This window comes from Nocardia sp. NBC_01327 (assembly GCF_035958815.1).
Lineage (GTDB): Bacteria > Actinomycetota > Actinomycetes > Mycobacteriales > Mycobacteriaceae > Nocardia.
In genome coordinates this window covers 5,777,872-5,791,632 of the sequence record NZ_CP108383.1, presented here as the reverse complement: position 1 = coordinate 5,791,632, position 13,761 = coordinate 5,777,872, and the positions used below count along the sequence as shown (strand labels likewise).

The 13,761-nt window shown below is 67.0% G+C and carries 14 protein-coding genes; 10 read left to right on the top strand and 4 right to left on the bottom strand.

The genetic code is table 11. The features are described from left to right. Positions 1–49 precede the first annotated feature (49 nt). From OG326_RS26775 to OG326_RS26765, 3 genes are all read right to left on the bottom strand, one after another. Positions 50–460, bottom strand: coding sequence for a hypothetical protein (locus tag OG326_RS26775; RefSeq protein ID WP_327139881.1), 411 nt, complete (start codon positions 458–460; stop codon positions 50–52). Positions 461–591: 131 nt separating this feature from the next. Continuing rightward, positions 592–966 (bottom strand): VOC family protein, encoded by a 375-nt coding sequence (locus OG326_RS26770; protein ID WP_327139880.1) that lies wholly within the window; start codon positions 964–966, stop codon positions 592–594. 90 nt (positions 967–1,056) lie between these two features. Continuing rightward, a complete protein-coding gene (locus OG326_RS26765; RefSeq protein ID WP_327139879.1) occupies positions 1,057–2,508 on the bottom strand; it encodes an aminotransferase-like domain-containing protein in 1,452 nt (483 codons plus the stop codon). 122 nt (positions 2,509–2,630) lie between these two features. On the opposite strand from OG326_RS26765, the gene OG326_RS26760 reads away from it, so the two are divergent. The 9 genes from OG326_RS26760 (at position 2,631) to OG326_RS26720 (ending at position 12,009) form a co-directional block, all read left to right on the top strand. Next, the gene (locus tag OG326_RS26760; RefSeq protein WP_327139878.1) at positions 2,631–3,467 is read left to right on the top strand and encodes a nitrilase-related carbon-nitrogen hydrolase; all 837 of its coding nucleotides are present in this window, start codon (positions 2,631–2,633) and stop codon (positions 3,465–3,467) included. After that, on the top strand, positions 3,467–4,885 hold the full coding sequence (gene hydA, locus OG326_RS26755; protein ID WP_442790831.1) for a dihydropyrimidinase: 1,419 nt from the start codon (positions 3,467–3,469) through the stop codon (positions 4,883–4,885). Before OG326_RS26760 ends, hydA begins: the two co-directional genes overlap by 1 nt. 20 nt (positions 4,886–4,905) lie before the next feature. Further along, entirely contained in the window at positions 4,906–5,943 is a 1,038-nt protein-coding gene (locus OG326_RS26750; RefSeq protein WP_327139877.1) for a TIGR03842 family LLM class F420-dependent oxidoreductase, read from the top strand. Between the two features lie 88 nt (positions 5,944–6,031). Continuing rightward, positions 6,032–7,000, top strand: coding sequence for an ABC transporter permease (locus tag OG326_RS26745; protein ID WP_327139876.1), 969 nt, complete (start codon positions 6,032–6,034; stop codon positions 6,998–7,000). Beyond that, positions 6,997–7,848 carry an ABC transporter ATP-binding protein gene (locus tag OG326_RS26740; protein ID WP_327139875.1) on the top strand — a complete coding sequence of 284 codons (852 nt, stop codon included), beginning with the start codon at positions 6,997–6,999 and terminating at the stop codon, positions 7,846–7,848. The genes OG326_RS26745 and OG326_RS26740 overlap by 4 nt, the downstream gene beginning before the upstream one ends. After that, entirely contained in the window at positions 7,845–8,618 is a 774-nt protein-coding gene (locus tag OG326_RS26735) for an ABC transporter permease (protein ID WP_327139874.1), read from the top strand. Before OG326_RS26740 ends, OG326_RS26735 begins: the two co-directional genes overlap by 4 nt. Next, the gene (locus OG326_RS26730) at positions 8,615–9,754 is read left to right on the top strand and encodes an ABC transporter substrate-binding protein (RefSeq protein WP_327139873.1); all 1,140 of its coding nucleotides are present in this window, start codon (positions 8,615–8,617) and stop codon (positions 9,752–9,754) included. Before OG326_RS26735 ends, OG326_RS26730 begins: the two co-directional genes overlap by 4 nt. Before the next feature lie 102 nt (positions 9,755–9,856). Next, positions 9,857–10,486, top strand: coding sequence for a TetR/AcrR family transcriptional regulator (locus tag OG326_RS26725; RefSeq protein WP_327139872.1), 630 nt, complete (start codon positions 9,857–9,859; stop codon positions 10,484–10,486). Further along, positions 10,486–12,009: an ArnT family glycosyltransferase gene (locus OG326_RS26720; protein ID WP_327139871.1), complete on the top strand. Its 1,524-nt coding sequence runs from the start codon at positions 10,486–10,488 to the stop codon at positions 12,007–12,009. Before OG326_RS26725 ends, OG326_RS26720 begins: the two co-directional genes overlap by 1 nt. A 4-nt stretch (positions 12,010–12,013) precedes the next feature. Here OG326_RS26720 and OG326_RS26715 read toward each other — a convergent pair whose 3' ends face one another. Next, the gene (locus tag OG326_RS26715; RefSeq protein ID WP_327139870.1) at positions 12,014–12,748 is read right to left on the bottom strand and encodes a peptidylprolyl isomerase; all 735 of its coding nucleotides are present in this window, start codon (positions 12,746–12,748) and stop codon (positions 12,014–12,016) included. Positions 12,749–12,908: 160 nt separating this feature from the next. Here OG326_RS26715 and OG326_RS26710 point away from each other — a divergent pair, with 160 nt between their 5' ends. Further along, positions 12,909–13,589, top strand: a complete 681-nt coding sequence (locus tag OG326_RS26710) for a TIGR00266 family protein (protein ID WP_327139869.1) — start codon at positions 12,909–12,911, stop codon at positions 13,587–13,589. Positions 13,590–13,761: the final 172 nt, after the last annotated feature.

Below are 13,761 nucleotides of genomic sequence, written 5' to 3'. Positions count from 1 at the left end.
CTGTTCGAAGTCGGGGCGTGCTGTGCGGTTCTGTGGCGGGCTTGCGGCGCTAGTTGATGCCGGGGATGAAGCCGGGGTAGACGAAGTGGCTCGGCCCGCCGCCGGGGGCGCTCGATCCGGTGAAATTGGGGAAATTGAACGGCAGCCGGGTGAGCTGGTGCGGGTTACCGTCCTGATCGGCCTGCCAGCAGCTCATGGTGACGCCGTGGAACGCGGTGCAGACCACACGCGTGCTGTTGCCGTAGGGCGAGGTCAGCCGCTGCCGCGCGTCCAGCGGATTCCAATACGCGGGATTGTCCGGCGTGAGGAAGCCGGTGGCCTCGTACACCTCTACCGGACTGTTGGGGTTCTGCACCGGCCAGTCGTCCGCGGCGGCGACGCCGGCGCCTGCGGCCAGCAGGGTTCCCGTTGCGGCGGCGGTGGCGGCCAGTCCGATAACGCCTCGAAAGATCGTATTCATCTACCCCTCCATCGATCGTCGTTGATGTTCTGCCTCGAGGAGAGAATCGTCCTACGACTGAGCCGCTGTTACGTGAGTTACGACCGGCCGATCACCAGAAGTGATCCAGGTCACCCGTTGTGCGGCGGATGTCAGTGAAACTGGGTCAGCGAGAGCGTGTTGCCGTCCGGGTCCTTGAACCAGGCGACGTAGTCGCCGCCGGGGGTGGTCCATACGCCGATGCCGTCCTGGGTCATGCCGTCGAACCGCTCGAAGGTGACTCCGGCGGCGGTCAGGTCCGTCACCGCGGTGTGGATGTCGGTGACCGCCCAGCCCGTGACGGTGAACGGTGGTGGGGTCAGGTCATCGACTCGGGTGACCCGCAGCATGGTCCCGCCGCTGTCGAAGACGCACGCGAAAGGGGAAACCTCCGTGAGTGTCAGGCCGAGGACGCCGGAGTAGAAAGCCTGTGCCCGATCCATATCGGTGGTGGGCACGAAACCGATCAGCTGAGCCGAGTCGAGCATGTCGCCTCCCAGGGAGCGCCGGGCACTGTGGCATTCACGATAGCCCGCCGCGCACGGCATTGACCGGCGCCGCGGGTGGCCGCTCGGTCTTCAGGCGCGGCGGATGCGGCGGTAGGTGGGGGCGGCGGTGGCGGCGGTGGCGAGATGCCGTGCCAGGGAGGGGATTTCGTCGTCGTGGAGGGCGGCGATGGTGAGGCGGAGGTGGTCGGTGCGGGGGTGGTCGGTGACCTCGAAGGGGCCGCTGGGGGCGGCTTTGATGCCTGCGGCGGCGAGGGAGATCATGGCGGCGTTCTCGTCGGCTACCGGGAGCCAGAGGTTGATGCCGTCGCCGCGAGCAACCGTAATGCCTTGGCGGGCCAGGGATTTGCGGAGGGCTTCGGCGCGGAGGCGATAGGTGGTGCGGGCGGTGGCGACCGTGGTGCGCGCGGTTTCGTCGGTGAGCATATGCAGCAGGACGCGTTGCAGCAGGCGGCTGGTCCAGCCGGGGCCGAGCATGCGGCGTTCGATGAGGGGGTCGAGGAATTCGGCGGGACCGCCGGCGACCGCCAGGCGCAGGTCGGCGCCGTGGGATTTGGAGTACGAGCGGACGTGCACGACCTGGCGGGGGAGACGGCTGCCGAGGGAGCGCAGCGGGGAATGCGCGATGCCGTCGGAGTGATCGTCCTCGACGATGAGCAGATCGGCGTCGATGAGGATATCGGTGAGTTCGCGTACTCGGCGGGCGGAAAGTGAAGCGCCGGTGGGGTTCTGGGCACGCGGCTGCAGGAGCAGGGCCGTGGGGGAGTAGCGGTCGAGGGCGAGGGTGAGTTCGCCGGGCAGCAGGCCGGATTCGTCCATGCCGACGGGGATCGCCCGGGCTCCGATCCGGGAGAGCAGGTCGAGGAAGGGCGGGAAGCACGGATTCTCGACCAGTACCGCATCGCCGAGACGGACGTGGGCGGCGAGCAGCCGGTCCACGGCGTCGAGGGCGCCGTCCAGGACGGTGAAGCGTTCCGCGCGCATGGGCCAGTCCGCGCGTACGGTGGCCTCGAGTTCGGGCAGGACCGCCTCGCCGAGATAGGTGGCTGATAGATCGTCGATGGCGTCGTCACCGCCCAGCACCCGCAGGGCCGAGGTGAGGTCGGGCAGCAGCGCGGGGTCGGGGATGCCGCGCGAGAGGTCGATGCGGAAATTCTTATCGGACTGCGAGTGCAGCCGCTGATACCGGCTCGCCGCGGTGAGGGGTACCGGCGGCGGGGGCGTGCCCACGAACGTTCCCGCCCGCCCGCGCGCCACGATGGCCCCGGCCCCGGCCAGTGCCCGCCAGGCCTGATTGACCGTGGCGGGGGAGACCTTGAGGGCGCGGGCCACCTCGCGCACGGTGGGCAGGCGGGTGCCGGGCGGGAGCGCCCCGGAGCGGATGCGGTGGCTGACGGCGGCGGCGATACCGGCGGCGGTGCGATCGTGGACTCCGGCCAGGAACTCGGCGACCGCCAGGCCCGTGGGGGCCGCCGCGGCGCCGGATGCGCCGTCGGCAGTCGCCGGGCCGAGTTCCGTTGTCACAGTGCCATTCTGCGTCGGCGCACACGAAGTGACCGCCACTGCCCCCAGGATTTACGGTCACGAAACTGTTTCCGTCAACTTGTAACACAACGAAATTCGTTTCGGGTGCAGTATCACAAAGTATGGCAATCGTTCGAGCTGCGCTGGTCCAGACGAACTGGACCGGCGACAAAGAATCCATGATCAAGGCGCATGAGGACTATGCGCGGCAGGCCGCCGCGGCCGGAGCCAAGGTGATCTGCTTCCAGGAGCTGTTCTACGGCCCCTACTTCTGCCAGGTCCAGGACGCCAAGTTCTACGACTACGCGGAATCGGTGCCCGGTCCCACGGTAGACCGGTTCGCGGCGCTGGCGCGGGAACTCGGCATGGTGATGGTGCTGCCGGTGTACGAGCAGGAGCAGTCCGGCCTGCTGTACAACACCGCCGCGGTCATCGATGCCGACGGCACCTACCTCGGCAAGTACCGCAAGCACCACATTCCCCAGGTCACCGGCTTCTGGGAGAAGTTCTACTTCCGGCCCGGCAATCTGGGCTGGCCGGTGTTCGATACCGCGGTCGGCAAGGTCGGCGTCTACATCTGCTACGACCGGCACTTCCCGGAGGGCTGGCGGGCGCTGGGCCTGGCGGGCGCGGAGATCGTCTTCAATCCCTCGGCCACCTCACGCGGGCTGTCGAGTTATCTGTGGAAGCTCGAGCAGCCCGCCTCGGCGGTGGCCAACGAGTACTACATCGGGGCGATCAACCGGGTCGGCATCGAAGAGCTCGGTGACGACGACTTCTACGGCACCAGCTACTTCGTCGATCCGGAGGGCAAATTTGTCGGTGAGGTCGCCTCGGACACCAGTCCCGAACTCGTGGTCCGCGATCTCGATATGGATCTGATCAAGGTGGTGCGCGACCGCTGGGCCTTCTATCGCGACCGCCGTCCGGACGCCTACGGACCGCTGGTGAACCCCTGATGCTTACTTTCATTCACGGCGGAACGGTGGTGTCCGCCACCGGTTCCCAGTTGCTCGACGTACTGGTCGACGGCGAAACCATTGCGGCAGTGGTGCAACCGGGCACGACGGCGCTCGGCAGTGATCTCGCCGCTGCCGCCGATACCGTCATCGACGCCACCGGCAAGTATGTGATTCCGGGTGGCGTCGACGGCCATACGCATATGCAGATGCCGTTCGGCGGCACCGAGGCCTCGGACACCTTCGAGACCGGTACCCGGGCCGCGGCGTGGGGCGGCACCACCACCATTGTCGACTTCGCCATCCAGAAGCCGGGCGAGCGCGTGCAGGACACCCTGGCGCTGTGGCATCAGAAGGCGGCGGGCAAATGCGCCGTCGACTACGGATTCCATCAGATCATCGGTGACGTGAACGCCGAATCCCTCAAGGGCATGGCGGAATTGGTGTCCGAGGGCGTCACCAGCTTCAAGCTGTTCATGGCCTACCCGGGCGTCTTCTACTCCGACGACGGGCAGATCCTGCGCGCCATGCAGAGCGCCGGCGACCTCGGGGCGCTGCTGATGATGCACGCGGAGAACGGCATTGCCATCGATGTGCTCGTGGAGCAGTCGATCCAGCGCGGTGATACCTCGCCCTACTTCCACGGCACCTCGCGGCCTTGGCAATTGGAGGAGGAGGCCACGCATCGCGCCATCATGCTGGCGCAGGTGACCGGTGCACCGCTGTACGTCGTGCACGTCTCGGCCAAACAGGCGCTCGAACAGATCGCGACCGCACGGGGGAAGGGGCAGAACGTCTTCGGCGAAACCTGTCCGCAGTACCTGTACCTGTCGCTCGAAGAGCAGTTGGGCGCACCGGGTTTCGAGGGCGCGAAGTGGGTGTGCTCGACGCCGCTGCGATCGCGGGAGGAAGGGCATCAGGACGAGCTGTGGCGGTACCTCCGCACCGGCGACGTCACCAGTGTGGCCACCGACCACTGCCCCTTCTGCATGAAGGGCCAAAAGGACCTCGGTGTCGGCGATTTCAGCAAGATCCCCAATGGGATCGGCGGCGTCGAACACCGGATGGATCTCATGTTCCAGGGGGTGAAGGACGGCCGCATCTCCCTGGAGAAGTGGGTCGAGGTGTGCTGCACGACGCCCGCGCGCATGTTCGGCATGTATCCGCGCAAGGGCGTCATCAGCCCGGGTGCCGATGCCGACATCGTGATCTACGACCCGAACGGGCACACCAGCATCGGGCTCGGCAAGACCCATCACATGAATATGGACTACTCGGCCTACGAGGGCTTCGAGATCGACGGGCATGTGGACACGGTGCTGTCCCGGGGCCGGGTCGTCATCGATGCCGGGCAGTACCTGGGCACGGCCGGTCACGGCCGCTTCGTGAAACGCGAACTGTCCCAGAACCTCATCTGATTCGAACGGAGGGTGCCCGCATGGATATCGGAGTGGTTCTGCAATGCACGCCGCCCGCCTCCCGGGTCGTGGAACTGGCGAGAATCGCCGAGACACACGGCTTCTCGCACGTGTGGACCTTCGACTCGCATCTGCTGTGGCAGGAGCCGTATGTGATCTACAGCCAGATCCTGGCCACCACCCGCAAAGTCGTGGTCGGGCCGATGGTCACCAATCCGGCCACCCGGGACTGGACGGTGACCGCCTCGACCTTCGCCACGCTCAACGAGATGTTCGGCAATCGCACCATCTGCGGTATCGGGCGCGGGGATTCGGCCGTGCGCACGCTGGGCGGGCGGCCGTCGAATCTGGCGACGCTGCGCGAATCCATCGAGGTGATCAGGGAACTGGGCAATGGCCGCACCGCCACCATCGGTGATACCACCGTCCGGCTCCCGTGGGCGCAGTCCTCGCGACTGCCGGTGTGGGTGGCCGGATACGGGCCGCGCGCACTGGATCTCACCGGTGAGGTGGCGGACGGCTTCATCCTGCAGCTCGCAGATCCGGATATCACCGCGTGGACCATCGCCCGGGTCCGGGCTGCCGCCGAACGCGCCGGACGCGACCCGAAGGAGGTGACCATCTGCGTCGCCGCCCCCGCCTACATCACCGACGGGACGGTGCCGGGGCTGAAACACGCACGGGAGCAATGTCGTTGGTTCGGCGGCATGGTCGGCAACCACGTCGCCGATATCGTCGCCAGATACGGCGCCGACAGCGAGGTTCCGGAGGCGCTCACCGAATACATCGCGGGCCGTCAGGGTTACGACTACAACCAGCACGGGCGCGCCGGGAATACGCACGCCGACTTCGTGCCCGACTCCATCGTGGATCGGTTCTGCCTGATCGGCAGTCCGGATGAGCATCTGGTGCGATTGCGCGAACTGGAGGCGCTCGGCGTCGACCAGTTCGCGGTCTACCTGCAGCATGATGCCAAGACCTCGACGCTCGAGGCATACGGGGAATCGGTGCTTCCGCGCCTCGCGCATCCCGTCACGGCGACAGTGAGTACTTTGTGAGATCGACAGCAGCGGTGCGTGATTCGCCGCGTGTGTGCACTCGCCGCGACGTCCGCCGACGGCATTCGAGCGCACCGGGTGAGCGACTATGACCGACTCGACAACGGTGGCGCCCGAACCGGTACTCGATCTCGCGGCGGCCGTGCTGCCGCCGCGCTCGGAATTCGCGGGGTCCGCCCGCAGCCGCGGGGCCGCGCTGCTGCGTTCGGCGGGCTATCCCGTGGCGGGCTTCGTATTGCTGCTCGCCGCGTGGGAACTGGTGAAGGATCTGGTGCCCGCCAATGGTGTCAGCCTCGGCAGCACCCGCGTGCTGCCGCGCACCTCCGACGGCGCGCTGCCGCATGTATGGGCGGTGATCACGGTCCTCGGCGAGCGCGACGGTAAGCGCACCGTCGGCGCGACCCTGCTGCACACGGCGGGGTTCACCTTCGGGCTGGCGCTGCTGGCCTTGGTGGCGGGCACCGTGGTGGGCATAGCGCTCGCCGTGCTCATGCAGCGGTTCGCGTGGGTGGAGCGTGGTCTGCTGCCGTATGTGATCGTCTCCCAGACGATTCCGCTGATCGCGCTCGCTCCGCTGGTGGCGGGCTGGGGCGGTCGCATCCATATCGCGGGCCAGCCCTGGCAGCCCTGGATGAGCATTGTGGTGATCGCCTCCTACCTGGTGTTCTTCCCGGTCGCCATCGGCATGCTGCGCGGTTTGCAGTCACCGTCCAAGGCTTCGGTGGAACTGCTGCACAGCTGCGCGGCCGGCTGGTGGCGCACCCTGCTGCATCTGCGATTGCCCGCCTCCGTGCCGTATCTGCTGCCCGCCCTGCGACTGGGCGCGGCCGCGGCGGTGATCGGGTCGGTGGTCGCCGAGATCTCCACCGGCACAGCCGGTGGTATCGGCCGCCAGATCATCGTGTTCTCCCAGCAGTCCACCGGTAATGCCGCCCGGCTGTATGCCGCGGTCATCGCGGCAGCTCTGCTCGGCGTGGTGCTCACCGCCCTGGTCGGGCTGGCCGAGTTCGCGCTGCGCCGCTACAGCCGCGGCCGTTCCTCAGGAGGTACCCAGTGACCGTCGAAGCATCCGTGGCCGAAGAGCCGCCCGCACCAGCCGATTCCGTCTCCGCCGTGGAGTTGAGCGCGGTCGGCAAGATCTTCACCGCGGGGGCGGTCACGGCGTTGCGGGAGGTGAGTCTGACGGTCGCCGCCGGTGAATTCGTCTCTCTCATCGGACCTTCCGGCTGCGGCAAGTCGACACTGCTGCGCATTGTCGCCGATTTGGAACAGCCGAGTTCGGGAACCGTTGTGGTGCACGGCAAATCCGCCCGCCAGGCGCGACTGGACCAGGACTACGGCATCGCCTTCCAGCAGGCCGGACTCCTGGACTGGCGCACCGTGCAGGAAAACGTCGAACTACCGCTGCAATTGCACGGTATCGGCAAGCGGGAACGCCGTTCCCGCAGCGCGGAACTGCTGGAGATCACCGGCCTGACCGATTTCGCCCGGCGCTATCCCGGCGAACTCTCCGGCGGTATGCAGCAGCGCGTCGCCATTGCCCGCGCCCTGGCCCGCAAACCGCCGCTGCTGCTCATGGACGAACCCTTCGGCGCACTCGACGAGATGACCCGCGAGCGCATGCAGGGCGAGCTGCTGCGCATTGCCGAAGAGACCGGGGCCGCGGTCATTTTCGTCACGCACTCCATTCCCGAGGCGGTATTCCTCTCCGATCGGGTGGTGGTCATGACGCCGCGACCCGGGCGCATCACCGCGGTGCTGGAAACCGGCGGCTGGGACCGGCACGCCGACACCGACGTGCGCGCGAGCGACGCCTTCTTCGCGGCGGTCGCCGCCGTGCGCGCCGCACTGCATGAAGGGCACGGCACCGAGCCGAGCACCACTGCGGGACGGGATATCCGGTGACCCGCATACTCCGAACCGGCCTGCCGCCGGTGCTCTTCGGCGTGACCATGCTCGCACTCTGGCAGTTGCTCACTGTCGCGGCGGGTGTGCCGTCCTTTCTGTTGCCCTCGCCATCGGCGATCGCCGAGGCCTTCTCCAGTAATTTCGACGCCATCGCCAAGGCCGCCGTGGCCACCGGAACCAATGCGCTCATCGGGCTTTTCGTCGGCGCGTTCCTCGGCATCGCCGCCGCCATGCTGGCGGTCCGGTTCGACGTGGTCGGCGGTCTGCTCGGTGCGCTCTCGGCGGGCGCGGCGGCGGTGCCGATCGTGGCGCTCGCACCGCTGCTGAACTCCATGTACTCCACGACCACCGATTTCCCGCGCCGGCTGGTCGCCGCGATCGTGGTGTTCTTCCCGGTATTCGTCAGCACCGTCCGGGGATTGCGCCAGGTACCGCAGGTGCAGTCCGACCTCATGACCGCGTACGCCGCCACCGGGTGGCAGATCACCCGCACCGTCCGACTGCCCGCCGCCCTGCCACACCTGTTCACCGGTTTGCGGATTGCCGCGCCGGGCGCCGTGATCGCGGCCATCATCGCCGAATACTTCGGCGGCCTGCAGCACGGACTCGGCAGTCGTATCACCTCCGCCGCCGCCAATACCGCCTATCCCCGCGCCTCGGCCTATGTCACCGCCGCCATGATCCTGGGCCTGCTGTTCCTGACCGCCGTGCTGGTACTCGAACAGCTCACTCGCCGACCCCGCACCACCCTCTGGAGATCGAAATGAGAAGTACCACACACAAATACCGCTTCCGGGCCTGTCTGGCGGCCGCGGTGCTGGGCCTGGCAGCACTGACGGCGTGCAGTACATCCGACAGCACCACCTCCGACGGCCTCACCAAGGTGAAGCTGCAGCTGCAGTGGTTCAAACAGGGGCAGTTCGCCGGCTATCTGGCCGCTGTCGACCAGGGCTTCTACAAGGAGCAGGGCCTCGACGTCGATATCCTCGACGGCGGAACCGATATCGTGCCGCAGACCGTGCTGGCGCAGGGGCAGGCCGACTACGCCATCGCCTGGGTGCCGAAGGCCCTCGCCTCGCGGGAGGCCGGCGCGGGCATTACCGATGTGGCGCAGATCTACCAGCGCTCGGGCACCAAACAGGTCTCCTTCAAGACGACCGGGATCAGCGGCCCGGCCGATCTGCGCGGTAAGAAGGTCGGAAACTGGGGCTACGGCAATGAATTCGAGCTCTTCGCCGGGATGACCAAGGCCGGTCTGGACCCGGCCAAGGACGTCAAGCTGGTGCAGCAGCAGTTCGATATGAACGCCTTCCTCTCGCACGATATCGATGCCGCACAGGCGATGTCGTACAACGAGTACGCGCAGCTGCTTGAGGTGAAGAACCCGGCCACCGGAAAGCTGTACACCCCGGACGATTTCAATCTCATCGACTGGAACGACCAGGGCGTGGGCATGCTGCAGGACGCCATCTGGGCCAATACCGACAAGCTGAAGGACAGTAAGTACGCCGACCAGACGGTGAAGTTCATCGCCGCCTCGCTCAAGGGCTGGGCCTTCTGCCGCGACAATGTCGACAAGTGCCGGGACATCACCGTCGCCGCCGGCTCCACCCTCGGCGCGAGCCATCAGGAGTGGCAGATCACCGAGGTGAACAAGCTGATCTGGCCCTCGCCCAACGGCATCGGCATGGTGGACAAGGCCGCCTGGGACCGCACCGTCGCCATTGCGAAGACCACCCGCAATCAGGAGGGCGCGACCGTGCTCACCAAGGATCCCGATGCCGATGCGTACACCACCGAATACGCCACCAAGGCTCTCGACCTGCTGAAATCGCAGAATGTCGATGTGACCGGCAGTGGCTACACCGCCAAGCCGGTAACCCTCACCGAGGGCGGCAAATAACCCGTCGCGTCCACGCCCGCTGCTTCGCACCTCGTGCGGAGTAGCGGGCGCCACTATTTCCGGGGCTGGCGCTTGTCTGTCCGGCTGTTCTAAAATTTGGCCGTGCGGTCAGAAAATGAGACGGTCGGTCAGCAACGGTCCTTCATCGAGGAGGCGCGCCGGCGGCAGATCATCGCCGCGGCGGTGGACCTGATCGCCGAGATCGGGTACGGCAATGCGTCGCTGGCGAAGATCGCCGAGCATGCGGGCATCTCCAAAGGGGTCATCTCCTACCACTTCGACGGCAAAGACGATCTGATGACGCAGCTGGTCATCCAGCTCTATGTGTCGGGTGCGGAGTTCATGACGCCCGTGATCGCGGCCGCGGTAGGCCCGCGAAATCGGCTGCGGGCCTACATCGCATCGAATCTGGACTTCATCGACGCCAACAAGCAGTACGTGGCGGCCATGACCGATGTGGTGCTGAACCTGCGCGATGCGGAGGGGCAGTTGAAATTCACCTATGCCGAGGGGGCGGAGGAGATTCTCCGGCCGCTGGTCGACATGCTGCGAGAAGGGCAGCGCGACAGCGTATTCGGTGACTTCGATCCGCTGTTGATGGCCAAGTCCATCCGCGATGCCATCGACGGCACCGCCGGGCGCGCCATTCAGGAATCCGATTTCGACGTGCACAGGTATACGGCACATCTGTGCCGGTTGTTCGACCTGGCAACAATCTCGCAGGGGGAGTAGTGACCAGAACCTTGGAAACCCGGGCGGTGCATACCGAGTCGCGGGCGGGTCTGCCGCCGTTCGCGACGGTCCCGGTGCTGTCGATTGCCGCTGCCGGCGGGCTGGCGCTGCTCGCGACGCTCGGCCGCTACGGCTATTTCGGGGATGAACTGTATTTCCTGTCGGCCGGCCGCCGGCTCGCCGTGAGCTATGCCGATCAGGGGCCGCTGCTGCCCGCGCTCGCCCGGCTGATGGACCTCCTGGCACCGGGATCGGTGGTGGCACTGCGTATTCCGGCGCTGCTGTTCACCGTCGCGGCGATCGTGCTGAGCGCGCAGATCGCCCGGGAGTTCGGCGGTTCCCGTGGGGCACAGGCGCTCACCGCCGTCGCCTACGCCACCTCGCCCTTCCTGCTCGTTCAGGGAGATCAGTTGGCCACCAATACGATCGACACCGCCCTGTGGGTGCTGATCAGCTGGTTGCTCATTCGCTGGGTACGCACCCGCCACGACGGTCTGCTGCTGGCGGCGGCCGCGGCGACAGCGCTGGATATGCAGGTGAAGTGGCTGATCCCGTTCTTCTGGATCGCGGTCGGGGTCGGCGTGCTGTGCTTCGGCCCGCGCGAGTTGCTGCGGCGTCCGGCGCTGTGGGTCGGTGTCATCGGCGTGTATCTGTGCACCCTGCCCAGCCTGCTCTGGCAGGCCCGGCACGGCTGGCCGCAACTGCATATGGGCGCGCAGGTGGCCGCCGAACAGGATTCCAGCGGCGGGCGCGCACTGTATGTGCCGCTGGCACTGGTTGTTGCGGGGGTGGTGGGCGTGCCGCTGCTGCTGGCGGGAATCTGGGCACTGCTGCGCGCGCCGGAATTGCGGCCGTACCGCTTCCTCGGTGTGGTTCCGGTGCTGGTGACCGTGATCTTCGTAATCACCGACGGCCGGCCGTATTACGGCGCGGGTTGCTACGGTGCGGTTATGGCCGCCGGCGCCGTCTTCGCCGTGCGGCGGATGGTCGGATGGCGGCGCTGGCTCGCCGGAGGGCTGGTCGTCGCCTCGGTCTTCACCGTGGCGGTATCGCTGCCGTGGCAGCCGGAGTCGACGATCGAACCCGCCGCGAACGAGGCCGATGCGGTCGCCCAGCTCACCGTGTACGGGCGTTTCGGCTGGCGTGAACTGGGCGAGGCGACCGCCGCGGCCTATGCGGCGCTGCCGCGGGACGTCCGGGCGAATGCCGTGGTGATCGGCGATTCCTATTGGCAGGCAAGCTCATTGGATGTGGATCGCCGGAAGTACGGCCTGCCCGCGGTGTACAGCCCCAGCCGCGGCTTCGGCTACTTCGGCACCCCGCCGGATGCGGCGACCACGGTGCTGTGGGTCGGCGGTGACGGCACGCAGCCCCGCACGTGGTGCACGGACGTGACGGCGGTCGGCCGGGCCGATGCGCGCCTGGGCATTCCGGGCGTCACCCGCGATATCACCCTGTGGCGCTGCGACCACCCGCGCGCACCGTGGTCGCGCGAGTGGTCGAACATGCGTCATCTGGGCTGAGAGATCAGCCCTGTGTGGTCGAGACGGAGTCGAGAGTGACCTCCGCCGCGGGCGAGCCATCGGCGGATCCGCCCTCGACACCGGCGGCCGCAATGTTCTGCAGCACATCCAGACCGGCGGTGACATGGCCGAACGGGGTGTAGTTGGGCGGCAGCTGCGAATCCTTGTACACCAGGAAGAACTGGCTCCCATTGGTATTGGGCCCCGAATTCGCCATGGCCACGGTGCCCGCGGGATAGGTTGCGCCCGCGAGGTTCTCATCGGTGAAGTGGTAGCCCGGGCCGCCGGTGCCGCTGGCCGTCGGATCGCCGCACTGCAGGACGAAGATGCCCTGGGTGGTCAGGCGGTGGCATTTGGTGTGGTCGAAATACTGCTGTCCGGCCAGGAAGACGAAGGAGTTCACCGTCTGCGGCGCCCGGGCCGCGTCCAGGCTCAGGGCGATGGTGCCGCAATTGCTCTGCAGCGTCGCGGTATAGGCCGAATTCGGATCGATGGTCATGCCCGGCTCGGCCTGCCACTGCATGCCATTGGGCTGTCCGGCCGCGGCGGGGGAGCACCCCGGCGCGGTGTCGCGCAGTTGATTCGGCATCGCCTGAGCGCGCCCGCTCACCAGTACGGTGATCGCGATGGCCGCACCGAGGAGTCCGATCCGCCGTAGCGCCTTGCGCCCCAGACGAATTCGGCGGGGCTGCCGGGCGTGGTCGTCGTCGAGGGTATGCGCGTGCGGTTCGATGTTCACCGGTGTGGATCTCCTTCAGCTCAGGGATGGCGCGGCGGACTATGCGGTCGGCATCATTCCACCTCGGGAGCGCGCGTGGGGCGGGATGGCTGGACCTGCGGGGAGAGACGCGCCGGGATCGTGCCCGCATGCCGGGTTTTCGCTGCTAACGTCCCGTGCCATGAAGGTTCAACTGCGGCACAATCCGTCGTCGACCATTGCCCGCTGCTTTCTGGCCGGGGGCGAGCCCATGCGGGTCGAGAGCGGTGCGATGGTCGCGCATTCCGCGGGAGTTTCCTTGGCCGCCAAGGTCGAAGGCGGCATTATCGCCGGGCTGAAGCGGTCGGTGCTCGCGGGTGAGTCGCTGTTCGTGTCCACCTTCACCGCGCCGGCGGAGGGCGGCTGGGTGGATGTGGCGCCCGCACTGCCGGGCGACATGCTCTCCCTGGCCATTACGCAGGATCGGCCGTACTTCATCAGTCGCGGCGGCTGGATCGCGAATTCGGCCGCGGTCACCGTGGAGGCGAAATGGGGCGGGCTGGCGAATCTGTTCGGCGGCGAGGGGGGTTTCGGATTGCGGGCCCACGGTGACGGCGAGGTGGTGCTCGGGGTGTTCGGGGCCATCGATGTCATCGATCTGGCGCCGGGCGAGCCGGTGACCATCGATACCGGGCATGTGGTGGCCTACGACCTGGCCATGAACTTCTCGATTCGCCGGGCGGTCTCGGGGCGGTCGCTGCAGTCGCTGAAGTCCGGTGAGGGCTTCGTCTTCGACTTCATCGGGCCGGGGCGGGTGCTGCTGCAGACGCGTAATCCGGGCGCCTTCGCGGCGTGGGCGGGGTCGTCCGCCTCGTCGGGCTAGAAATATGAGGCAGAACACACTTGTGCTGCATTGACATAACCGCAGCTAGAACACGTTCTACTAAAAATCAAGTGTCAGATTCTGAGATTTTCTTGTGGAAATCCTCCACCGATGAATCTGGAACGTGCATGCTTCGGATGTTCGACTGTCATTGATAGATGAGGAGTAGCGC

Bases quoted from the DNA above. Each gene is read 5' to 3' on its own strand.
- OG326_RS26745 (WP_327139876.1), top strand. From the start codon at position 6,032: ATGACCGACTCGACAACGGTGGCGCCCGAACCGGTACTCGATCTCGCG.
- OG326_RS26760 (WP_327139878.1), top strand. From the start codon at position 2,631: ATGGCAATCGTTCGAGCTGCGCTGGTCCAGACGAACTGGACCGGCGAC.
- OG326_RS26775 (WP_327139881.1), bottom strand. From the start codon at position 460: ATGAATACGATCTTTCGAGGCGTTATCGGACTGGCCGCCACCGCCGCC.
- OG326_RS26730 (WP_327139873.1), top strand. From the start codon at position 8,615: ATGAGAAGTACCACACACAAATACCGCTTCCGGGCCTGTCTGGCGGCC.
- OG326_RS26750 (WP_327139877.1), top strand. From the start codon at position 4,906: ATGGATATCGGAGTGGTTCTGCAATGCACGCCGCCCGCCTCCCGGGTC.
- OG326_RS26710 (WP_327139869.1), top strand. From the start codon at position 12,909: ATGAAGGTTCAACTGCGGCACAATCCGTCGTCGACCATTGCCCGCTGC.
- hydA (WP_442790831.1), top strand. From the start codon at position 3,467: ATGCTTACTTTCATTCACGGCGGAACGGTGGTGTCCGCCACCGGTTCC.
- OG326_RS26770 (WP_327139880.1), bottom strand. From the start codon at position 966: ATGCTCGACTCGGCTCAGCTGATCGGTTTCGTGCCCACCACCGATATG.